This is a genomic window from Butyrivibrio hungatei DSM 14810 (assembly GCF_900143205.1).
In the GTDB taxonomy this organism is placed as follows: domain Bacteria; phylum Bacillota; class Clostridia; order Lachnospirales; family Lachnospiraceae; genus Butyrivibrio; species Butyrivibrio hungatei.
The window spans coordinates 58,816-79,742 of the sequence record NZ_FRDH01000011.1 but is presented as its reverse complement, the minus strand read 5'-3'; the positions used below and the strand labels follow the sequence as shown (position 1 = coordinate 79,742).

Here is a 20,927-nt window from a genome sequence, read left to right as displayed (position 1 = left end):
TCTTTAATGACGGTAGAACTTACGCATATTCTCAACCTGTGAGCATAGCGTATCCAAAAAGTAATCAATTTCTTCCTTGGTAGTCATAAATGACATACTAATACGAATTGTGGATTCAAGCAAATCCTTTTCAAGACCAATGGCCTGAAGCGTATCTGAAATATGTGGGTTGTTGGATGTGCAGGCAGATCCAGCAGATACGTATATATTCTTGCTACTAAGCATGTTAAGAACTGTCTCTGCTGCAAGTCCTTTTATTGAAACACTGACAATATGTGGTGCTCCCTCTCTGCATGCTGGTCCATTTACCTTTATATCTGAAAGCCTCTCATTAAGAGAATTTATGAGATACTCTTTAAGCTCGTAGAGCTTGCTTTGCTTGTCCTCAAAGTTCTCGTAGCACATCTTGGCTGCTAGAGCAAGGCCAGCAATTCCAGGCACATTCTCTGTTCCTGATCTCATACCCTTCTGCTGTCCACCGCCATAGCAGATAGGATTGATCTTGGTTCCCTTTTTGATATACAAAAAGCCTATTCCCTTGGGTCCATGGATCTTGTGTCCGCTAACAGACAACAGATCAATCTTCATGCTCTTTGGTCTAATGACAAATTTGCCATATCCCTGAACGGCATCCACATGGAAATAGATATCGGAATTATATGCCTTAATAAGTTCACCAGCTTCCTGGATCTTTTGAACCGAACCTATCTCATTGTTAACAAACATCATTGAAACAAGTATAGTGTCTTCTCTAAGAGCTGCCTTTAAGTCCTCTAACTGAACCACGCCTGTCTCATCAACTGGAAGATATGTTATCTCAAAACCTTCCTTTTCAAGAGCTGAAGTAGTCTCTAGAATCGCAGGATGTTCGATAGCAGTTGTTATTATATGCTTGCCACGCCATTTATTAGCCTTGGCTACACCAATCAACGCAAGGTTATCTGATTCTGTTCCTCCAGAAGTAAATAATATCTCCTGTGGCTCAACCTTTAATGTAGCTGCTATAGTTTCTCTCGCCTGTGCGAGCCTCTCACCAGATACCATACCCATGTGATGTACACTGGATGGATTTCCATATTCTTCTGTCATTATCTTGGCAACAAGTGAAGCCACTTCATCGTAAGCTCTTGTAGTTGCCGAATTATCTAAATAAGCTTCCATTTCTTTATCCTTCAAGATGATACATAAGCCACGAGATTATTGTAAATCCCGCAGTTTCAGTTCTTAATATTCTCTTACCTAAAGTAATAGGCTTTATTCCATTCTCATTGCAAAGGTCGATCTCCTGCTCAGAAAAGCCGCCCTCTGGTCCTATAAACACAGCAATACTCTGCCCCGGCTTTATAGCTTCAATTATCTTCTTGGTCTCATCAATATGCTCAGCCATCTCATAAGGAATAAGCTTAACATCCATATCCTTGGCATATTGAACAGCTTCCTTCATGGTCATAGGCATATGAACATTAGGAATAATTGCACGTTTACTCTGCTTGGCTGCTGCTTCTGCAATAGCCTGCCAACGTTTTACCTTGCTTTCAGCCTTTTTCTCATCAAGCTTGACGATACATCTCTTAGTGGACATAGGCACGATCTCAAAAGCTCCCAGCTCAACAGCCTTCTGAATAATGAGCTCCATCTTATCAACCTTTGGAAGTCCCTGAAAAAGATATATTTTGGAAGGAAGCTCATTTCCCACTTCCTCTATAAAGCAAAGCTTACCAATGACAGCACTGTCAGTTATTTCTTCTATCTCGTAAAAGAGTTCTCTGCCTTCCTCTTCCTCACGTATGCTTACTGAAAACTGCTCTCCGACTTTCATTCTGAGAACATGAGCTATGTGATTGTAGTCGCTATCAGTGATCTCAACCCTTTTGCAATCAGGTGTTATTTGTGAACTGTCTACAAAAAAATGATACATCAGTTTTTCCTCGAAGTGATTGAAACCCAATCTCCCTGATGATGAATCTCAAGAATCTCAAGACCAGCATCAAGATGTGCTTTCTTAACCTCTTCTTCCTTGGTATTGATGATACCAGAGGTTATATAAATACCACCTGTTTTTAATTGATGCGTGATAACAGGCGTAAGTGGAACAAGTACATTGGCTAAAATATTTGCTACAACAATGTCATATTTATCATAGCCAACTGCATCCTGAATATTCTTGTCATCAATGATATTACCGATCATCATGTCAAACTTCTCAGGTGCAATTCCATTGTTTTCCATATTTTCTTTTACAGCTGGAACTGCGCATTTATCAAGATCAGTTCCTACTGCATGCTTGGCTCCAAACATGAGTGAAAGGATTGAAAGAACTCCGCTACCTGTTCCTACATCCAAAAGCTCAGTGTCGGAAGTTACATACTTTTTGAGCATTCTGATGCAAAGCTGAGTTGTCTCATGCATACCTGTACCAAAGGCAGTTCCAGGATCAATATGAAGAACCATATTTGCCTTTTCAGAGTCCTCATTACTCTCTTTTTCCCATGACGGAATTACAAGTATATCATCAATATAAAATTTATGGAAGTACTGTTTCCAGTTATTGATCCAATCAATATCCTCTGTAACATCTACAGAAATAGTGCCATCACCTATATCAGAAAAAGACTTAAGTTCATCAAGCTTTTCCTTGATCTCTGCCTGCATCTGTTCTGGAGTTTTCTTGACCTTAACATACTCTCCTTCATCATTTGGCATCTCAACAGTGAGCATGTTCTCATCATCTATTTCAAGGAAGAAATTAAGATATGCTGCGCCAGCCTCAATTCCTGTATCCTTTTCATCTGGCTCAAGCTCAGGCGCATCAATAAACATCTGCTCCTTATCTGCAGCAGAAAGTGGTGCGTTGTCTTCAATCTGAGCACCCTCTAATCCAATATCTTCTAAATAACTTACGATAATATCTTCTGATTCTTCGTTTGTACGAACTCTAAAGCGCATCCATTTCATAATTTTAGCTCCTTTTAATCACACAAAAGCGTGAAGCAGAATTTTGTCTCTGCTTCACGCGTATTGTATCATATTAAGATTACTTAAAAAAACCCTTTTTCTTTTTGCCTCCTGGACCATCATTTTCCGGGTCTTTACCGTCAGCTTCCATCATACGCTCAGCTGCTGTAAGTGAATCTCCTGTTTTTTCATCAAATTTCTTAAGGAGCTCTTTGGCTTCCTTAGAAAGCTTCTCAGGAACCTGAACTACAAGTGTTATGTAGTGGTCTCCTCTTGTATCCTTATCTCTAAGTGATGGAACGCCCTTTCCACGAAGTCTTACCTTTGTATCAGTCTGGGTTCCTGGCTTAACATCATATGCAACCTTTCCATCAACAGTATCAATAAGAACTGTTCCACCAAGAGCAGCAATTGCAAATGATACTGGTACCATTGAATAGATATTGTAGCCATCTCTCTGGAAGATTGGGTGATCAGAAATGATAACTTCTACAAGAAGATCTCCTCTAGGTCCACCATTAATACCTGGCTCACCTTTTTCACGAAGTCTTACGCTCTGTCCATTATCTATACCTGCTGGAATAGAAACTGAGATTTTCTTTCTAGTCGCAATGTATCCTGTTCCACGGCAGTCTGGGCACTTATCCTTAATTACCTTACCAGTTCCTCCACATTCAGGACATGTCTGAACGTTACGAATGGTGCCAAAGAATGACTGCTGCATATGTATCTTCTGTCCTTTACCGCCACAACTTGGACAAGTCTCAGCTGATGTTCCTGGCTTAGCACCTGTTCCATGACATGTAGGACATGGATCTTTCATTGTAAGCTCTAATTCTTTTTCACAGCCAAATACAGCTTCAAGGAAAGTAATTCTAACGCTGGCTCTTATATTAGCTCCCTTAGATGGGCCTGTTCTGGCACCGCCACGAGCTCTTCCACCGCCAAAGAAATCTCCAAATATATCACCGAAGATATCTCCAAAATCAGCGCCATTGAAATCGAATCCACCATATCCGCCAGCGCCTCCTTCGAATGCAGCATGGCCAAACTGGTCGTACTGCCTCTTCTTTTCAGGATCGCTAAGTACGGCATATGCCTCAGAAGCCTCTTTGAATTTCTCAGCTGCTGTTGCATCGCCAGGATTCATATCTGGATGATACTTCTTAGCAAGTACTCTATATGCTTTTTTGATTTCTTCCTCAGATGCGCTTTTGCTGACACCAAGGACCTCATAATAGTCGCGCTTTTGTTCTGCCATATTACTCCTCAACCTTATATCGCTGTCAATTAGAATCAGTATACTCTGAATAGCCAGACGAGAAAAGCTCGCCTGGCTATTTGTATTATAAAACTTTTATTAATTCTGACTTATTAAGATCAAACTTCTCTGTAGTCGCCATCAACAACATTGTCATCATTGCTTGATGTGTTTGCTGAGCCCATATCAGGACCTGCGCCAGCACCCATATCTGGGCCTGCTGCACCAGCTGCACCCTGAGCGCTCTCATACATTTTAGCAAAGAGTGCCTGAGCATCGTTCATGAGCTTCTCTTTCTGGCTCTTAAGTGAATCGATCTCGCTGTCTGAAAGCTCCTTATCCTTAGTCTGCTCAAGAGTTTCCTTGAGAGCCTTGATATCATCTTCTACAGTCTGCTTCTGAGCTGCATCGATCTTGTCGCCAACATCCTGAAGAGCCTTCTCTGTCTGGAATACGAATGAGTCAGCTTCATTACGAGCATCGATACCCTCTTTACGTTTCTTATCCTGAGCCTCATACTCCTGAGCCTCTTTAACAGCCTTATCGATATCCTCATCAGACATGTTAGAACCAGCTGTTATTGTGATGTGCTGCTCCTTACCTGTTCCAAGATCCTTAGCTGATACGTTAACGATACCGTTTGCATCGATATCGAATGTAACTTCGATCTGAGGTACTCCTCTCATTGCTGGAGGGATTCCATCAAGTCTGAACTGTCCAAGTGACTTGTTGTCCTTAGCGAACTGTCTCTCACCCTGAAGAACGTTGATGTCAACGGCTGTCTGGTTATCAGCTGCAGTTGAGAATACCTGGCTCTTCTTTGTAGGGATTGTTGTGTTACGCTCGATAAGTCTTGTAGCAACACCACCCATTGTCTCGATTGAAAGTGAAAGAGGTGTTACATCAAGAAGAAGAATGTCACCAGCACCAGCATCACCAGCAAGCTTACCACCCTGGATAGAAGCACCGATAGCTACGCACTCATCAGGGTTAAGGTTCTTGGAAGGTTCATGACCTGTGAGCTGCTTAACTTTCTCTACTACGCAAGGTACACGAGTTGATCCACCAACAAGGAGTACCTTTCCGATATCTGCATTTGTAAGACCAGCATCCTTCATAGCGTTCTGTACTGGGATTGCTGTTCTCTCTACGAGATCATGGATAAGCTCTTCAAACTTAGCTCTTGTAAGATCTACATCGAAGTGCTTAGGGCCATCTGCTCCAGCTGAAATGAATGGAAGGTTGATGTTTGTTGTTGTTGAAGATGAAAGTTCCTTCTTGGCCTTCTCTGCAGCTTCCTTAAGTCTCTGCATAGCCATCTTATCACCTGAAAGATCAACGCCTTCCTTATTCTTGAAGTCCTGAACCATCCAGTTGATGATTGCCTGGTCAAAGTCATCACCACCAAGGTGTGTATCACCGTTTGTTGAAAGAACTTCGATAACGCCATCACCAATCTCAATGATTGATACATCGAATGTACCACCACCAAGGTCATATACCATGATCTTCTGTTCTTTTTCGTTATCAAGACCATAAGCAAGAGCTGCTGCTGTAGGCTCGTTGATAATTCTCTTTACTTCGAGACCAGCGATCTTACCTGCATCTTTTGTAGCCTGACGCTGAGCATCGTTGAAGTAAGCAGGAACTGTGATAACTGCCTCTGAAACTTTTTCGCCAAGATACTGCTCTGCATCAGCCTTAAGTTTCTGAAGAATCATAGCTGAGATCTGCTGTGGTGAGTACTTCTTTCCGTCAATTGTACGACCGTTGTCTGTACCCATATCTCTCTTAATTGATGAGATTGTGTTGTCAGCGTTTGTAACTGCCTGACGTTTAGCTGGCTCACCAACGATCCTCTCACCATTCTTTGTGAAAGCAACGATAGAAGGTGTTGTTCTAGCGCCTTCTGCGTTTGCTATAACTGTAGGCTTTCCGCCTTCCATAACTGCTACGCAGCTATTTGTTGTACCAAGATCGATACCGATAATCTTACTCATTTTTCTTTCCTCCATACCTAAATTATCTGATAGTTTTAAACTTTATTGACTAACACCAACCATGCTATGTCTAAGCACTGTTTCGTGGAACATATATCCCTTTTGAAGTTCCTGTGCAACCATTCCTGATTCATACTCTTCGCTTTCAACCTGCATTACTGCATTATGAAGATTTGGATCAAATTCTTTTCCCACAGCTTCAATTGGGGTTACTCCAAGGTCTTCAAGCTGCTTCATAAGCTGTTTGTAGATCTTGTTCATACCGTCTGCAAAGGCTCCGTCTTTGTCCGCTTCAGGAACTGCTGCAAGTCCTCGCTCGAAATTATCGACAACAGGTAAAAGCTTCTCTAGTACATTAGCCTGTCCCTGCTCAAACATCTGTGCCTTTTCTTTATCTGTTCTCTTTCTGAAGTTCTCAAACTCTGCCATCTGTCTCATGACTTTGTCGTTGAGTTCATCGATCTTCTCTTTTAAAGGATCTTTCTTTTCTTTTTTAGTTTCCTCAGAAGTTTCTGCCTCAGCCTCTGTAACATTTTCTTCAGAAGCAGTTTCTTCTGCAGCCTTTTCTTCTTTTTCTTCTGCTTCTTTTTCAAGTTCTTCCATGATGTTCTCAAGAACTTCTTTATCTGCTTCACTTACAGGCTTCTTGGCCTTACCATGAACTTCTTTATTTTCTTTGTTACCCAATGTAAATGCCTCCTAATTCGTAAATCATCTATATAAATATGCGCTACTCTTTCTTGTAAAGATCATCCAGCGCATGTCTCATATTCTTCAAAGTAGAAATAACTTTGTCATAGTCCATTCTCTTTGGTCCGATAATTCCAACTGTTCCCTTCATGCCATCGCCAAGTTCGTAAGTAGCTGTTACTACGCTACAATCCTTCATGGCCTGAACAGGAGTTTCATTACCTATATAAACCTGAATGCCAGTCTCTTCTGAATCGGATGATAAGGTATCCTCAACGATACTTGAAAGATCTTTGGTATCCTCGAATGTACTTATAAGTTCGCTTGCCTTTGTGGAATCTGTAAGCTCTGGATATTTGAAAATATTCATAGTTCCACTTGTATATATCTGAAGGTCCTCATCAGCTGTAATCGATTCAGCTGCAGCATCAATGACATTACCTATGATCTCACTGTGTATGCCAGCTTCCTGTTTGACATTAGCTATAAGTCCCAGATTGATATCCTCAACTGCAAGACCATCAAGTCTAGTGTTCATGAGAATATTGAGCTTGAGCATTGTAGCTTCATCAAGCACTTCCTCTACAGGAATGATCTTGTTCTTAATGACATTACCTTCAAGTACAATGGTTGCCAAAAGATGCTCATCATCAACCTTAGATATCTGCATGAATTTAAGCTTGTTCTTCCTGATCTGTGGAGCTGAGATCATTGTGGCATAGTTGGTATCAACTGCCAGTGTCTTAGCTACCTGCTTAAGAAGATTCTCAAGCTTCTCCTCTTTATCAAGGAGCATTTCCTTCATGTTCTCTACTTCTTTTTCCTTGTCCCTGAGCATCTCATCTACATATACTCTGTATCCCTGATCTGAAGGAATACGACCTGCAGATGTATGAGGCTGCAAAATAAGTCCCATCTCCTCAAGGTCAGCCATCTCATTTCGAATAGTAGCAGAACTAAGATTTAAGTCTGTGTACTTGGAAATAGTACGGCTACCAACAGGTTCTCCTGTTTCAAGGTAGTTCTTAACGATTGCATGAAGTATTTTTCTTTTTCTCTCGTCTAGTTCCATATCGCCCTTCCTCTGTATTCACCGGTTAAATTCATTGGAATGGTATCTATTTTTAAGTGTTAGCACTCACTCGATTTGAGTGCTAACATCTTCTGTAACTTAAAATACAACTTTCTTAGACTGATGTCAACATGGGTTTTTATAAAAAATGTATTAATCTACAGCAAATGAATTTGTATGCAAGCATCCATTCGCTTGCCGGTCTTGTGCATCAAAAAAGCCCTCCACATTTCGTGGAGGGCAATCCTGTTTTATATAAGATCATTCAAGTCCAATTCTTCCCTGAACCTTATCATTTACTACATAGTAAGCTGCATCCTCTGATGGCTTAACGTAAATGCTAAGCTTCTTGATATCATTTACATTTCCGCCCATCTCATATGCGAAGTTGTTCTTTGAATCTTCAACGATCTTCTCATAAGGAATGTGCTTGTAAGAATACTGAAGCTCAATTGAAACCTGAACTGCCTCTGTTTTCTTAGCTACTGGCTTCTTTGCTGGAGCCTTCTTAGCTGTTGTCTTCTTTGCAGTAGTCTTTGTAGCAGGCTTCTTTGCAGCTGTCTTTGTAGTAGTTTTCTTTGCTGCTGGCTTTTTAGCCTCTGCCTTCTTTGGCTCAGCCTTCTTAGCAGCTGGCTTTTTAGCTGCAGGCTTCTTTGTTGCTGGTTTCTTAGCAGCTGGCTTCTTAGCCTCTGCTTTCTTAACTTCAGGCTTTGCTGCTGGAGCTGCTGCCTTTACTTCTGGTGTTTTAGTTGCTGTTGCAGCTACTGGAGTCTTAATTGTTGCAACAGGCTTTACAGATGTCTCTGTTTTCTTGATCTCGGCCATTTCTTGTCTCCTCCTCAAAAAATCACACTTGATTAATATAGCTCGTTAAAACAATAAAGTCTTTTCGAAATAGAGTTTACTCCCATTAACCCCCATTGTCAACGGATTTAGAAACAAAAAATGTCGATTAAATCAACATTTAAGCCTTATACACTTCCTCTACAAACTGACGCAGCCTATCCATGGCTCTTTTCACCTTGTCAGTGTCAATGCAATAAGCCATTCTGAAGTATCCGGGAGCACCGAATCCGTCAGCAGGCACAAATATCAGATCGTAATCCTTGGCCTTTTTGCAAAATGCAACAGAATCCTCTTCTAAAGCCTTTGGCATGATATAGAAGGTTCCATCTGGCTTGACCACAGTAAATCCAAGCTCCTTAAGAGTGCTATAGATAATGTTCATGTTGGTCTCATATACAGAAAGATCTGCTGTCATGTGGCAAACCTTGGCAACAGCCTGCTGTATGATGGATGGAGGACAGTTGTGTCCTGTGCCTCTTGAAATCTGTCCGCACATAGGAACGATAATATCACTTCCCTCGCATGCTGGGTTAACCGCCACATATCCAATTCTCTCACCAGGAAGTGAAAGAGACTTTGAGAATGAATAGCAGCTAAGTGTATTGTCATAGAACTTAGAAACATATGGGGAATCTGCACCCTCAAATACGATTTCTCTATAAGGTTCATCTGAAATAAGGAAAATAGTATGTCCATATTCCTTTGACTTTTCTTTTAATATAGAAGAAAGCTTCTCTAAAGTTGCCTTTCCATATGCTACACCTGAAGGATTGTTAGGCGTGTTAACAAGAACTGCCATAACCTTATCTGTGAGCATTTCCTCAAACTTATCAAAGTTGATCTGGAAAGTTTCGGTATCAGCAGGAACAATTTTTAGTTCAACTCCTGCGCCATTTATATATGGTCTGTACTCAGGAAAAAATGGTGCAAAAGCAATCATCTCGTCACCAGGTTTTGTGACAGCGCGTACTGCGTGTGATATAGCGCCTGCAGCTCCTGTAGTAGGAAAAATATGCTCAGGGCCATAGTTCATTCCAAAGCGTTTATTTAAAGACTCTGCAATCTTTTCTTTATATAATTGATTACCAAGACTAGGAGTATATCCATGAAGAGTCATGGTGTTTTCTGTCTCCAAAAGTCTTATCATTTCTTCTGTAAATTCCTTTGGCACTTCCACGCTTGGATTACCAAGGCTAAAATCAAAGACATTCTCGTAGCCTATTTCTTTTCCTCTGGCTGTTGCATATTCTGACAGCTCTCTGATCACTGACTTTGCTCCAAGCATATCTTTGTACTGCTGATTTATCATACCCAACCTCCTGATTAAAAAACCTTTGACAAACAGTATAGCACATTATTTCAATGATTCACAGTACTAAAGTTTAGCAATAGTTCGAAACCTTCTAGCAAGATTTGGTTGGAAGATTTCTGACAAAAAAAGTATAGTAAAAAAGTAAAGAACTATCGGTATTTGGGAGGTTTCAAATGGCTTCAGTAAAGTTTCATCTGCCAGGACTTCGTTACAATTATCCGCTTAACATGTACTGGCTTAGCTTATTAAAACAGTATCCTCATTACTTCCGCGAAGGTGTTGAAATAGCATCTTTTTTTGGTTGCTTTCCTTTTTCACTTTGGAACGGCGGAAGGCTTATAGATAACGACCAATGTGACAGAGCCTTTGTAGAAAATGTAATAAAGAGCATTAACTCTCAGGGCATTCCTGTTCGTTTCACTTTCACAAATCCCCTCATTACTGAGGAAGATCTCCGGGACCCTTTCTGTAACTTCTGCTTGAAGGCCGGTGACAATGGTAAAAATGAAGTTCTGGTATTCTCACCTCTTTTGGAAGAATTCATCAGAACCAACTATCCTTCCTACAAGATTGATTCCACAACCTGCAAAGAGATCCGTGATGTGGACGCTCTTAATGAGGAACTCGAAAAAGACTATAAGTATGTAGTCCTTGACTACAATATGAATAACAAGTGGGACATCATTGAGAATATCAATCACAAAGAAAAGCTTGAAGTTCTTGTAAACGCTCTATGCGTTCCAGATTGCAAGCGCCGCGGTGATCACTACAAGAACATCGCCCTTAATCAGAAAATAATAATGGAAAACAGAACGCTTCCTCCCGAAAAGAGAAAGCATATCATTCCTTGGACTTGTGAATACGGTGATAAGAACTGCATCTACACCATCCAGGAATATTCAACTCATATTTCACCAGAGCTTATCTGGGAAAAATATATACCAATGGGAATCAACAACTTTAAGATTGAAGGAAGAACAGCAAATCTTTTCTCACTTATCGAGACCTACTGCCACTACATGGTAAAGCCAGAATACCAGGGAAAAGTAAGGCTGTTACTCCTCAGAAACTTAGAAGCCTCAAAGATCATCCAGGTCAATAAGCCAAGACCTGCTGTATCTAAATAATGAAAACGAAGCTATATGCTTACGCATATAGCTTCGCAAAATACTTTCTTCACTCTCTTATCTCCAATCTACAATATGGTTTAGTTTTTAAATCTTCTTTGGGCACAAATCCCCAGTCTTCCCCATTAATATAAATTCTGCAGCCTTCTCCCTCTCTTACCAAATAAGCAGTTGTTTTATCAACAATTACTTCACCCTCTATTGCAGGAGGGTCATAATGTGGCTGAAATATGACAGAATATGACAGCAAGAACAAACAAAGCTCCAGCACAATTATGCCAACAGTCTTTTTTAAATCCTTTTTCGAATCATCCAAGATTCTATCCGCCCTTGATACCAGTGTCGATTTTCTTGACGCAATAGCAAATCCTGCTTCCATATATCTATAACAATAATCAAGCTTCACAATTGTCATCTTTTTCAAAGTTTCAACATAACTAATTTTTTCAGATAGAGTATATGACTTAACTGCATTCTCGTCGCATCGATACTCCATAAGAACGGCGTAATCTTTCTCAAACAATCTAAAAAATGGATTCCACCAAAAGATGCAGCAAAAAGCATGTAACAGCATTCTATTTCTAATATCTTTATGCTTAATATGTGCCGCTTCATGAACAAAAATATTGTAAAGATCTATGTCAGAATATTTAGTTTTAGGAAGAAAAAGTGAATATTCTTTTATTCCAAATGTAATTACTTCATCAACTTTGTCAGTCAGAAATACGCTGTCTGCTTTTAACCCTGCTCTATCTGCAATATACGCTTGCCTTCTAGGAAGTTTGCTCGCACACTCCCTTATATATTTTGACTTTTTAATATCCTTTTTTACAGAAATAATCCACAAAAAAATAGATACTATAGCCCCAACAAACCACAAAAGAGCCAGAGCCTTCCCAACTGATAAATCACGCCCAAAAGTGATTTGTAACAAATCATTAAATGTAGCAAGTATCCTTTTTGAACCAATCACGCGAAAAGCATCCGAGTCTAATGCAAGTATCACCCTGATTACAATCAACAATAGCAGAGTAATATACGGAGTTATAGCATCTTTAATCGCCTTTTCTCTAGCACATATTCCAAAATGAAATAATGTTATAAAAATTGTTCCTAAAGCAATTGCATTAAATAAAGACCAAAGACTAAATTGTATCATTTATCTTTAAGTTCCTTTTTCTTGTCCGAAATCATCCTGTCTAGTTCTTTAATATCTCTTGCATCAACATCACCTTCGCCTAAGAGATGCGATACTAATTGAGGCACTTCAATCTTACCTTCAAAAGAGTTGAGCTGTCCTATCATAAAATCTGTATAACTAATCACCGGCGAAAATGTTCTAGCTATTGTCTTCCCGCTATGAACATATCCATCTTCTTTTAGAAGGCCCTTAGTTATCAAACTGTTTATTATCGAAAAACCTGATCGGTCCTTCCAGCATCTGTCAGGGCTAGCCAATATCAAATCATTTAACGACATTGACCTATCTTCCTGCCAGAACGCATGCATAATCTCCATCTCGCTTTGCGTAAGGTACATATTGTTCTCCTAAATAACGAATATTCTTAATTACAATGATACACTTCATTTCTATACAGTCAACCCTTCTTGATTCTTTCTTTTATGTTCAACTGTTCAAAGTCAAAAAACGAAATATATATTCTTCATTTTCCTCAGCTATCATGCATATTTTATTCGCCCCAAAGCCTATACCTTTCTCATTTTTGGGGCTCTTCTCGATTCGTTGAACTTTGTTAGAGCTATTTCTACACTTAAATACCCCCTCGTCTTTATTGTATAAATACACATCATCACCTACAATTTTGCAAATACCATATTTACAATTGCTCTTAGGCAACTTAATCTTTTTCTGTATTTTCCCATCTAGAGATAGTTCCTGATAGTAGCTACTATCATTACTATAGTATGTCAAAACAACTCTGTTATCCAAAACATCCACTGCTGATACCGTTCCATCAGCAGGAAGCTTATCAACACTACCAGTTGCCATATTGACGATAGTTGCCTCGCCATCACAATTCATGGCATATATCATTGAATCGTGAGTTATAAAACTACTAGGTATATTGGTACTAGAAAGAAAAAAACTCCCATCATAACGCTTTACAATGTTTCCGTATGAATCAATCACATCTATTCTTGCATCTGCATCCGTAATAGTGCTCAATAAATGACCATCTACAAGTTCATTTTCAGAGCCATATATTAGCAAGCTACATTGGCCACTGTCATCTACATCCATACGAATTATTCTTTCGTTGCCACCGCAAAAATATGGTAATTTTCTGAATCCCATCTTATCCACATAGTACAAATAAAATTTTTCTTCTTTACAGCAGCAAAGATAAGCCACCTCGCCATTTGAAGCAAAAACCGATTTTTGCGTTCCTTCTCGATCGTATGCATATCTTTCTTCTGCTAAAATACTGCCTTTATTCCGAAGAATACTTAATCCAAACAATGACATCAAAATAATAAGAACCGCACCTATCAAAATGCCACATTTCTGTCCATTATTCATTATTTTCCCTTTTCGCTGATATAAATCCACACCCTATTTTCAATATTATCTATACATTCATCTAAAGACTTTTGGCCTGCAAAGTATCCTTCCATCTCTTCGCAGACAATTTCATATATTTTCCCATCATTAGTAGAAGATATCCTCGCATTTTCTACTAGTCTAACAAAATCATCTCGCTGCTTCTCAGTTATTGAATATATAGGCAGACGCTCAAATTCGTAACTAGTACAATATGTTTCTTTTACAACATCTTTACCATTTTCCATTTCAACTTTCATGGCTCTATCTAATTGCGAATTAATGACATCTCTATTTACCGATAAAGACACTCGATTATTCAGTTTTTCCTGAAAGTCTGGAAGAAGTAGCTGCTTAATAAATTCCCACGCATATTCCTTATTCTTGCTAGCCATACTTATGGCCATAGTATCTGAACCAGGTGTAATTAGTGTCCCACATCCTGTTTTGCTTGGATATCCTGCATATACTACATCACTCGTTTGCATTTCACCTTCTGCAATAGCAGTATCAAACACATTAGCTATATATATGGATTGAACTACGCAGTCCTCCAGTTCAAACGAACTCATATTTTGGTTATACTCATAATCAAAAGTATTGGCAAACTCTGCCATACTCCTGAATTCTTCACTATCAAAAAAGCTTTTACCATTTTCCCAATCAATATAATCGTCAAATGAATCATATAAAAGCTCTCCAAATATAGAAGCTTTGGTGTTATAACCCATTGGATACTTTTTCCCAAGTCTGTCGAAAGTATCAAGCATCGTTTTAAAATCCCAATTTTCAACATTGCCAATTTCTGATTTTCTTCCTACATATGTACTAAGGCTATAAGCCAATGGGATTACATATAATTTCTTATCTATAGCAAAGGAATCCAATATATTCATATATAATGAATCCCTCAAATCACTATCTTCATCTATATAAGGGTATAAATCTTCTGTATACTGCCCTATTATGTCTGATTTACTATATTCATATTGATAATCAATAATATCCGGACCTTCTCCCGATACAATTTCTCGCTCAATCAAATTTACTCCATCTTCAAAAAGTGTATCTGATCTATAATAGTTTTTTATTACTATTTCACACTCATTGTGCTTTTGATTAAAAAGAGCTATTTGATCTTCTAATAATGTATCTTTTCTTATTGTGTCCTGATCTGCATATACCATTGCCAAAACAATCTGCTTTTTCCCTGTGCTGTTCACATTACTTTTTGAACAGCCTGTTATTAGCAAAAATAAAGTAATAATTCCTAAAATTATACATATACTTTTTTTCATATTTCCTCTAATAAAATCATTTACTAAGCGAACTACTAAAAACATCATAGCCGATATATTCTATATCAACAGAGTCATTATCTATCAAATAATTCTCTGAAATAGTTGTTTTCAAGGATTCTTTTAGTTCATTGGGAATTTCTTTTTCATACACGACCAATATATCCAATTTGCTTAATTGATCATTGTAATACTCTGGATACACCCAATTCTGATAAACATAACCAGAAAGTGCATCATCAACCATTCTTTTTAGTTCCATCTCTTGCTTATAATTTGCATATCCTAAATCCCCATCTCGAATCGGCATCTCAGCAGAATTCCCCATGTGAATTCTAAACATTAAATAAATCAAAAAAATCACTATTATACCGATTAAAATTGCAATATTAACGACCTTTTTACCCTTTTTCTCTACACTCATTTCCCCCTCCATCATTTCTATTGCGAGTATAGGTTATCAATTAATAATAATAGTATACATTAATTATAATTGTGTCAATATTATTTGATTGTATTTCACCTCGTACTACACAGGTAAAATAGGCACAAAAAACTGCTTGATATTTCAAGCAGTTTTCGTTCAATAATATTCATTCCTTCATACTTGCCTTAACTATGCCGGCAACAGCTCCAAAAAGAACTGCCATTACAGGCCAGATGATCCATGTATACTCCCACATACCTGTAATAAAGCTAGCTCCAAGGTATGCTGCAACAACTACAGGCCAATAAATTGAACCAATCTTACCAATCTTCTTAGAAGCTTTCTTTCCTTCAAGTGTGTAATCGCCGCTCTGAAGAAGCTTGTCACATGCTGTAGAATACTCACTACCGTTTATGATAAGGTTAACGCCAGTAGAAACCAAGATCAAAAGAACTCCAACCATAAATACTACAAGTGACTCATTTCCGCATTTCTCTGAGAAAAGAGCTGAGATGATAAGTGGAACACTACAAAGGATGCAGCACATAACGCCAAAGCCAACCATCATGGTGCGTCTACTCTCAAATTCAGCCTTTCTCTCCTTGGCCATACCATCAACGCCGTAAGCTGTATCAATCTTAACTGTTTCAAGGAACTCAAAAGGCTTACGCTCCTGATTTATCATGATAAACATAAACACAGCGCATGCTACCATCACAAGAAGTACAACTATACCAATAGCAACAGCAAGGTTTTCACCTATGTAACCCATCTCAGAAAATCCTAAAAGAAACATAAGAAGCGCTGGTGAAACAATGCAAAGAGAAACACCAAATGCCACCTTAGGAGCAGTTCTCTTAACAACCTCTAAAAACCTTGTAGCCTCTTCCAATGAAACTTTTCTTGTATCTTCGTTATAAGAAGCAACATCTTCCTTATATTCGGATGAATCAACAACCTCAATCTCATCCTTTAATAAGTAGTCAGTACTTACACCAAAAAGATCTGCCATCTTCAGTATCTTATTAAGATCCGGTGTTGACTGTGCACTTTCCCACTTTGAAACTGACTGTCTTGATACATCAAGCTGATCAGCAAGTTCCTCCTGGGACCATCCAAGTTTCTTTCTCTCATTGATAATTTTGTCTGCTAATATCATTTTTATTTTCCTCCGTATCTGAAATTTGTTTTTTGATGTATTCAGATTACGAAAAATATCGGTTGCTATCTATAAAGTTAGCTTTGAAATTTGTCAACTGGCGGTTGCAAATGCGCTAATTTAGGGCACTTATAGAGATAATTGACCAATTCCCTCTATCAAATTTATAATTCCGTGGATAAACCATCCAGGTAATATTGATCCATTAGCTTTCTTTTCATTCACCCATGTCAGAAGGAGTGAAACAACCATTGGATAAACCAATAATGCTACAAAAGATATTATACCAAGAGTTCTGCCTGTGGCATATACCAGAGCAACGTGCATAGTCCCAAAGATAACAGCTGTGATTTTTGAACCTGTTGCTAACCCTAGCTTTGCGCTTAATCTTTTTAACAAAAAACCTCTAAAGAAAATCTCTTCAGAAAAAGCTGTCTGAACAAAAGCGTATACAATTACACTACCTATGGCAGATATTCCCATTCCCGAAAAAGTACTGTCAGCTGTCTCAAATCCTCTAAGGCAATATTTCTCAATGATTCCAAGCCCCTCGCAGACTAAAAGGACTCCTATCATTGCTATAAATATCGATTTCACCTTGCTCTTATCTGGCTTCTTTATTCCTACGAAAGAAAAGAAGCTTTCTTTTTTTCTATGGAATATAAGCCACCAGATAAAAGGCACAAGAGAAAACAGGATTACTTGAATGACAGCACTTACTAATGTGCTAATAAACAAACTCATTCCTGTGCCTCACCATTAGGGTCATATTTTAAGATGTCTCCAGGTTCACATTCAAGGGCATCACAGATTCCTGCAAGTGTGCCAAAGCGAACTGCATTAACTTTATTATTCTTAATCTTGGACAAATTTACATTGGATATTCCGACCTTATCAGCAAGCTCATTCAAAGACATGTGACGTCTTGCCATCATAACATCGAGTTCTAACACTATTCTTCCCATAGACGCCTCCTTACAGCAATCCATCAACTTCACGCTGAAGTTCTGCTCCATAAGCAAAATACTGAGCAAGGCAAAGGGCTACTAATCCAAATACCACCTCTGATAATGATATTGAGATGTTAAGATTATTTATTCCTACGATTACAGCAAAAACTGCATACATAACAATTTTGCTCACAGGAATAGCCAGCGCATAATAACCGATATTCTTGATTCTCTTGACATTGGCCTCTGAAAAAGGAGAATCTCCATTAGCCTTCTGGAAAACCTTATATATGTTTCTGAAAATTAGGGCTGAGAGTGCACAAAAGAATACGAAAGGAACAAGAGCCACAATTCCGGAGCCATTCATAAGGGAATTTATAAATGCCTCTGAATCTACTCCTGTAACAGATATGCTCTGTGAATCAAACGCCCCGCGTTTGTAAGCTTCTGCAATCATATCCCTTGTCGCAAAAAGAACTATCATAGAAAGAACAATACATACTGCCCCAATCCAACTGAGTACTTCAATGATTTTTGCCATAACCGCTGTTATGTTTCTTAAATTTGATTTTTGCATGTCGCCACCTCATATAATCTAAATAATATAAATGAATTAGTTTAAAACGTTAACGTTTATCGTTAAATTATTTATATCATACGATTATATGAGTGTCAACACTTTTTATCGTAAAACATTAAAAAATTATTTTTCCAAATTAATTACCAGTCTGAGCCCCAGTCTGTTGAGCCGGAATCCCAATTATCTGAACTCCATCCACTATCATAACTGTCATAGCTACTATAACTGCTATACCCTGAATCATAACGATCATAGCTACTAAAACCACCACCACCAAATCCAAAGAGAAGTGATAATATCAGGATAACGATGCTGATAATAACGCCAAGAGCTCCACCTCCCTGTGAATTAGAATGTCCTCTATAATCATAATGATCATAACTACTATGGCTGTCATTTTCGTTATTTTTAAAATATTCTTTGGCTTCATCCACAAAAGAATTGATCGGATAATCTGAAGCATGGAAATTCTTTATATATTCATAGCTGTCAGCATTGTCATCCAAAGTGCAATATGTACCAGAGCTTCTTCCCTCGTACTTATTTCTCTCACGTTCTGCCATCTCTGCAGCATAGTGAAGTTTCTGATTGTCAATCTCTTTCTGAAGTCTGTCATAGAGCTCAACTACAGCAAATTCTTCATCAGTTCCTCTGTAACGAACATTTCTGGTTCCGTCGTCTTTATTTTTATAGACAACAAATTCTCCAGTTTCTTCATCTTTATAGATACCAAAAGCTCTGGCTCCCTGATAATTAAAGCCAATAAAGAATCTTGTCTTACTAGCTGTAAAGCCATTTCTTTCACAGTAATCCTTTAATTCTTCAATTGTTTTTGGGATTCCACCGTCTTTGTAATCCATATCACTTACCTTCCTTTAGAAGTATTTGTATATCTATTATACAAATTTAAAAACATATCCGTTGCATCAGATAGTTTATCAGATTGTTCCAAGCTGCATTCGATAGTACTTCTCGTAGAGTCCGCCTTTTTTGATAAGCTCCTTGTGATTGCCTCTTTCTTTGATACCATCCTCATCCAGAACGATTATCTCATCTGCGCCTAGGATAGTAGAAAGTCTGTGGGCAATAGTAATAGTAGTTCTACCAACAGAGAGCTTATCAAGACTCTCCTGAATATATCTCTCACTTTCGTTATCAAGTGCACTTGTAGCTTCATCAAGAATCAGGATTGGAGGATTCTTAAGGAATACTCTTGCAATAGCAATTCTCTGCTTCTGTCCGCCAGAAAGCCTTGCTCCACGTTCTCCTACCTGTGTATCAAAACCATTTGGAAGGCTCTCTATAAACTCAAGAAGATCAGCATTTCTTGCAGCTTCTACTATCTCGTCCATAGTAGCATCAAGCCTGCCGTATGCAATATTCTCTTTTACCGTTCCATTAAAAAGATATACATCCTGCTGAACTATACCAATAAAGGATCTAAGAGATTTCTGAGTAACATCTCTGATATCTGTTCCGTCAATCTTAACGCTTCCTGCAGTAACATCGTAGAATCTAGGAAGAAGTGAACAAAGGGTAGTCTTACCACCGCCAGATGGTCCAACGATTGCAACTGACTTTCCAGCTTCTACATGAAGGTCGATATCTTTTAGTACTGCCTCTTCATCACCATAGGCAAAAGAAACCTTCTCGTAATCAATTACGCCCTTAACATCCTTGAGCTCTCTAGCATCATCTTTGTCAACAATCTCAGGCATGGTCTCCATGACCTCAGTAAATCTCTCAAAACCAGCAAGTCCCTTTTGAAGCTGCTCCGTAAACTCAACAAGGACATTTACAGGATTGATAAAGATATTGATATAAAGAGCATAGATAGCAAGATCTTCCCCAGTAAGCTGTCCCTTGGCAATAAAGAAACCGCCTGCCACAAGCACTGTCACAAACATAAGTCCCTCAAAAAAATTATTTCCTGAGTGGAACCAGGCCATTCTCCTGTAGTTGGCATTTTTGGAATCAAGGAAGGCAATGTTTGATCTGTCAAACTTCTCAGCCTCTATTGCTTCTCCGGTAAAAGACTTAACTACGCGGATGCCGCCAAGTGTATCCTGAAGTGAAGAATTGATACCTGCTATTTTCTTTCTATTATCTGAGAAAGTGGCACGCATCTTTTTGTTCTGACTAATAGAGAAAAAAGCCATGCAAATTACTACAGCCACAAGGCACAGTGTCATAGGCACATTTATTCTCAAAAGGAGGATAAAAGAGCCTACGATCTTGACTACAGAGATAAATATATTTTCAGGTCCGTGGTGTGCAAGCTCAGATATATCAAAAAGATCCGACACGAGCTTACTCATCATTTCACCGGTATTATGAGTGTCATAATATGAGAATGAAAAAGCCTGGTATCTGTCAAAGAGCTCTTTTCTCATACCAGATTCCATGCGGGCTCCCATCATATGTCCCTGGTAAGTTACGTAGTATCTGCAAAGATACCTGATTACATACATAACGATCAAGGCCAACGCCAAGATTCCCAGTCTGCTAAGGATCACCTTGGGCTCCTCAAGAAAAAGAGTACTCCTAAGGATTCTAAGGAACTGTGGAAAGGCCAAATCGATAATCGACAACACCGACGCGCAAAATAGGTCAAATAAAAACACTCCAATATATGGTTTGTAGTAAGGAATAAATTTCTTTATCAGCTTCATCTAGTAGTCTCCTCC

The 20,927-nt window shown here is 38.7% G+C and carries 21 protein-coding genes; 1 reads left to right on the top strand and 20 read right to left on the bottom strand.

Translation table 11 applies throughout. The annotated features are described in order from the left end of the window. Positions 1–3 precede the first annotated feature (3 nt). From BUA02_RS12730 to BUA02_RS12690, 9 genes are all read right to left on the bottom strand, one after another. Positions 4–1,161, bottom strand: coding sequence for a cysteine desulfurase family protein (locus BUA02_RS12730; RefSeq protein ID WP_071177110.1), 1,158 nt, complete (start codon positions 1,159–1,161; stop codon positions 4–6). 4 nt (positions 1,162–1,165) lie between these two features. Beyond that, entirely contained in the window at positions 1,166–1,918 is a 753-nt protein-coding gene (locus BUA02_RS12725; protein ID WP_072704782.1) for a 16S rRNA (uracil(1498)-N(3))-methyltransferase, read from the bottom strand. Then, positions 1,918–2,955, bottom strand: coding sequence for a 50S ribosomal protein L11 methyltransferase (prmA, locus tag BUA02_RS12720; RefSeq protein WP_071177112.1), 1,038 nt, complete (start codon positions 2,953–2,955; stop codon positions 1,918–1,920). The genes BUA02_RS12725 and prmA overlap by 1 nt, the downstream gene beginning before the upstream one ends. Positions 2,956–3,034: 79 nt before the next feature. Next, positions 3,035–4,216, bottom strand: a complete 1,182-nt coding sequence (gene dnaJ / locus BUA02_RS12715) for a molecular chaperone DnaJ (protein WP_072704779.1) — start codon at positions 4,214–4,216, stop codon at positions 3,035–3,037. Between the two features lie 119 nt (positions 4,217–4,335). Beyond that, positions 4,336–6,216, bottom strand: coding sequence for a molecular chaperone DnaK (gene dnaK, locus BUA02_RS12710; RefSeq protein WP_072704775.1), 1,881 nt, complete (start codon positions 6,214–6,216; stop codon positions 4,336–4,338). A 42-nt stretch (positions 6,217–6,258) separates the two neighbouring features. Further along, positions 6,259–6,903 (bottom strand): nucleotide exchange factor GrpE, encoded by a 645-nt coding sequence (grpE, locus tag BUA02_RS12705; protein WP_330393343.1) that lies wholly within the window; start codon positions 6,901–6,903, stop codon positions 6,259–6,261. A gap of 43 nt (positions 6,904–6,946) precedes the next feature. After that, entirely contained in the window at positions 6,947–7,978 is a 1,032-nt protein-coding gene (gene hrcA, locus BUA02_RS12700) for a heat-inducible transcriptional repressor HrcA (protein ID WP_072704772.1), read from the bottom strand. Between the two features lie 261 nt (positions 7,979–8,239). Further along, complete coding sequence (locus BUA02_RS15970; protein ID WP_072704769.1) at positions 8,240–8,803, bottom strand: DUF6465 family protein; 564 nt, start codon at positions 8,801–8,803, stop codon at positions 8,240–8,242. A 139-nt stretch (positions 8,804–8,942) separates the two neighbouring features. Then, the gene (locus tag BUA02_RS12690) at positions 8,943–10,133 is read right to left on the bottom strand and encodes a pyridoxal phosphate-dependent aminotransferase (RefSeq protein WP_072704766.1); all 1,191 of its coding nucleotides are present in this window, start codon (positions 10,131–10,133) and stop codon (positions 8,943–8,945) included. A gap of 176 nt (positions 10,134–10,309) precedes the next feature. Here BUA02_RS12690 and BUA02_RS12685 point away from each other — a divergent pair, with 176 nt between their 5' ends. Continuing rightward, positions 10,310–11,263, top strand: a complete 954-nt coding sequence (locus BUA02_RS12685) for a hypothetical protein (RefSeq protein ID WP_072704763.1) — start codon at positions 10,310–10,312, stop codon at positions 11,261–11,263. Positions 11,264–11,312: 49 nt separating this feature from the next. On the opposite strand, the gene BUA02_RS12680 is transcribed toward BUA02_RS12685, so the two are convergent. The 11 genes from BUA02_RS12680 to BUA02_RS12630 form a co-directional block, all read right to left on the bottom strand. Then, a complete protein-coding gene (locus tag BUA02_RS12680) occupies positions 11,313–12,422 on the bottom strand; it encodes a M56 family metallopeptidase (RefSeq protein ID WP_072704760.1) in 1,110 nt (369 codons plus the stop codon). Continuing rightward, positions 12,419–12,802 carry a BlaI/MecI/CopY family transcriptional regulator gene (locus BUA02_RS12675; RefSeq protein WP_071177121.1) on the bottom strand — a complete coding sequence of 128 codons (384 nt, stop codon included), beginning with the start codon at positions 12,800–12,802 and terminating at the stop codon, positions 12,419–12,421. Before BUA02_RS12675 ends, BUA02_RS12680 begins: the two co-directional genes overlap by 4 nt. A gap of 88 nt (positions 12,803–12,890) precedes the next feature. After that, on the bottom strand, positions 12,891–13,805 hold the full coding sequence (locus BUA02_RS12670) for a hypothetical protein (protein ID WP_072704758.1): 915 nt from the start codon (positions 13,803–13,805) through the stop codon (positions 12,891–12,893). Beyond that, a complete protein-coding gene (locus tag BUA02_RS12665) occupies positions 13,805–15,124 on the bottom strand; it encodes an ABC transporter substrate-binding protein (protein WP_072704756.1) in 1,320 nt (439 codons plus the stop codon). The genes BUA02_RS12670 and BUA02_RS12665 overlap by 1 nt, the downstream gene beginning before the upstream one ends. A gap of 16 nt (positions 15,125–15,140) precedes the next feature. Further along, the gene (locus tag BUA02_RS12660) at positions 15,141–15,548 is read right to left on the bottom strand and encodes a hypothetical protein (RefSeq protein WP_072704753.1); all 408 of its coding nucleotides are present in this window, start codon (positions 15,546–15,548) and stop codon (positions 15,141–15,143) included. A gap of 169 nt (positions 15,549–15,717) precedes the next feature. Next, a complete protein-coding gene (locus BUA02_RS12655; protein ID WP_072704751.1) occupies positions 15,718–16,710 on the bottom strand; it encodes a helix-turn-helix domain-containing protein in 993 nt (330 codons plus the stop codon). 129 nt (positions 16,711–16,839) lie between these two features. Then, positions 16,840–17,454, bottom strand: a complete 615-nt coding sequence (locus BUA02_RS12650; RefSeq protein ID WP_072704748.1) for a CPBP family intramembrane glutamic endopeptidase — start codon at positions 17,452–17,454, stop codon at positions 16,840–16,842. Continuing rightward, positions 17,451–17,675 carry a helix-turn-helix domain-containing protein gene (locus tag BUA02_RS12645; RefSeq protein ID WP_071177543.1) on the bottom strand — a complete coding sequence of 75 codons (225 nt, stop codon included), beginning with the start codon at positions 17,673–17,675 and terminating at the stop codon, positions 17,451–17,453. Before BUA02_RS12645 ends, BUA02_RS12650 begins: the two co-directional genes overlap by 4 nt. A gap of 10 nt (positions 17,676–17,685) precedes the next feature. Further along, the gene (locus BUA02_RS12640) at positions 17,686–18,237 is read right to left on the bottom strand and encodes a DUF2975 domain-containing protein (protein ID WP_072704745.1); all 552 of its coding nucleotides are present in this window, start codon (positions 18,235–18,237) and stop codon (positions 17,686–17,688) included. Between the two features lie 143 nt (positions 18,238–18,380). Beyond that, on the bottom strand, positions 18,381–19,100 hold the full coding sequence (locus BUA02_RS12635; RefSeq protein ID WP_071177128.1) for a hypothetical protein: 720 nt from the start codon (positions 19,098–19,100) through the stop codon (positions 18,381–18,383). A gap of 78 nt (positions 19,101–19,178) precedes the next feature. After that, positions 19,179–20,912, bottom strand: coding sequence for an ABC transporter ATP-binding protein (locus BUA02_RS12630; protein ID WP_072704741.1), 1,734 nt, complete (start codon positions 20,910–20,912; stop codon positions 19,179–19,181). Positions 20,913–20,927: the final 15 nt, after the last annotated feature.

Coding starts and splice junctions, on each gene's coding strand:
- BUA02_RS12730 (WP_071177110.1), bottom strand. CDS start 1,161: ATGGAAGCTTATTTAGATAATTCGGCAACTACAAGAGCTTACGATGAA.
- BUA02_RS12725 (WP_072704782.1), bottom strand. CDS start 1,918: ATGTATCATTTTTTTGTAGACAGTTCACAAATAACACCTGATTGCAAA.
- prmA (WP_071177112.1), bottom strand. CDS start 2,955: ATGAAATGGATGCGCTTTAGAGTTCGTACAAACGAAGAATCAGAAGAT.
- dnaJ (WP_072704779.1), bottom strand. CDS start 4,216: ATGGCAGAACAAAAGCGCGACTATTATGAGGTCCTTGGTGTCAGCAAA.
- dnaK (WP_072704775.1), bottom strand. CDS start 6,216: ATGAGTAAGATTATCGGTATCGATCTTGGTACAACAAATAGCTGCGTA.
- hrcA (WP_072704772.1), bottom strand. CDS start 7,978: ATGGAACTAGACGAGAGAAAAAGAAAAATACTTCATGCAATCGTTAAG.
- BUA02_RS15970 (WP_072704769.1), bottom strand. CDS start 8,803: ATGGCCGAGATCAAGAAAACAGAGACATCTGTAAAGCCTGTTGCAACA.
- BUA02_RS12690 (WP_072704766.1), bottom strand. CDS start 10,133: ATGATAAATCAGCAGTACAAAGATATGCTTGGAGCAAAGTCAGTGATC.
- BUA02_RS12685 (WP_072704763.1), top strand. CDS start 10,310: ATGGCTTCAGTAAAGTTTCATCTGCCAGGACTTCGTTACAATTATCCG.
- BUA02_RS12680 (WP_072704760.1), bottom strand. CDS start 12,422: ATGATACAATTTAGTCTTTGGTCTTTATTTAATGCAATTGCTTTAGGA.
- BUA02_RS12675 (WP_071177121.1), bottom strand. CDS start 12,802: ATGTACCTTACGCAAAGCGAGATGGAGATTATGCATGCGTTCTGGCAG.
- BUA02_RS12670 (WP_072704758.1), bottom strand. CDS start 13,805: ATGAATAATGGACAGAAATGTGGCATTTTGATAGGTGCGGTTCTTATT.
- BUA02_RS12665 (WP_072704756.1), bottom strand. CDS start 15,124: ATGAAAAAAAGTATATGTATAATTTTAGGAATTATTACTTTATTTTTG.
- BUA02_RS12660 (WP_072704753.1), bottom strand. CDS start 15,548: ATGAGTGTAGAGAAAAAGGGTAAAAAGGTCGTTAATATTGCAATTTTA.
- BUA02_RS12655 (WP_072704751.1), bottom strand. CDS start 16,710: ATGATATTAGCAGACAAAATTATCAATGAGAGAAAGAAACTTGGATGG.
- BUA02_RS12650 (WP_072704748.1), bottom strand. CDS start 17,454: ATGAGTTTGTTTATTAGCACATTAGTAAGTGCTGTCATTCAAGTAATC.
- BUA02_RS12645 (WP_071177543.1), bottom strand. CDS start 17,675: ATGGGAAGAATAGTGTTAGAACTCGATGTTATGATGGCAAGACGTCAC.
- BUA02_RS12640 (WP_072704745.1), bottom strand. CDS start 18,237: ATGCAAAAATCAAATTTAAGAAACATAACAGCGGTTATGGCAAAAATC.
- BUA02_RS12635 (WP_071177128.1), bottom strand. CDS start 19,100: ATGGATTACAAAGACGGTGGAATCCCAAAAACAATTGAAGAATTAAAG.
- BUA02_RS12630 (WP_072704741.1), bottom strand. CDS start 20,912: ATGAAGCTGATAAAGAAATTTATTCCTTACTACAAACCATATATTGGA.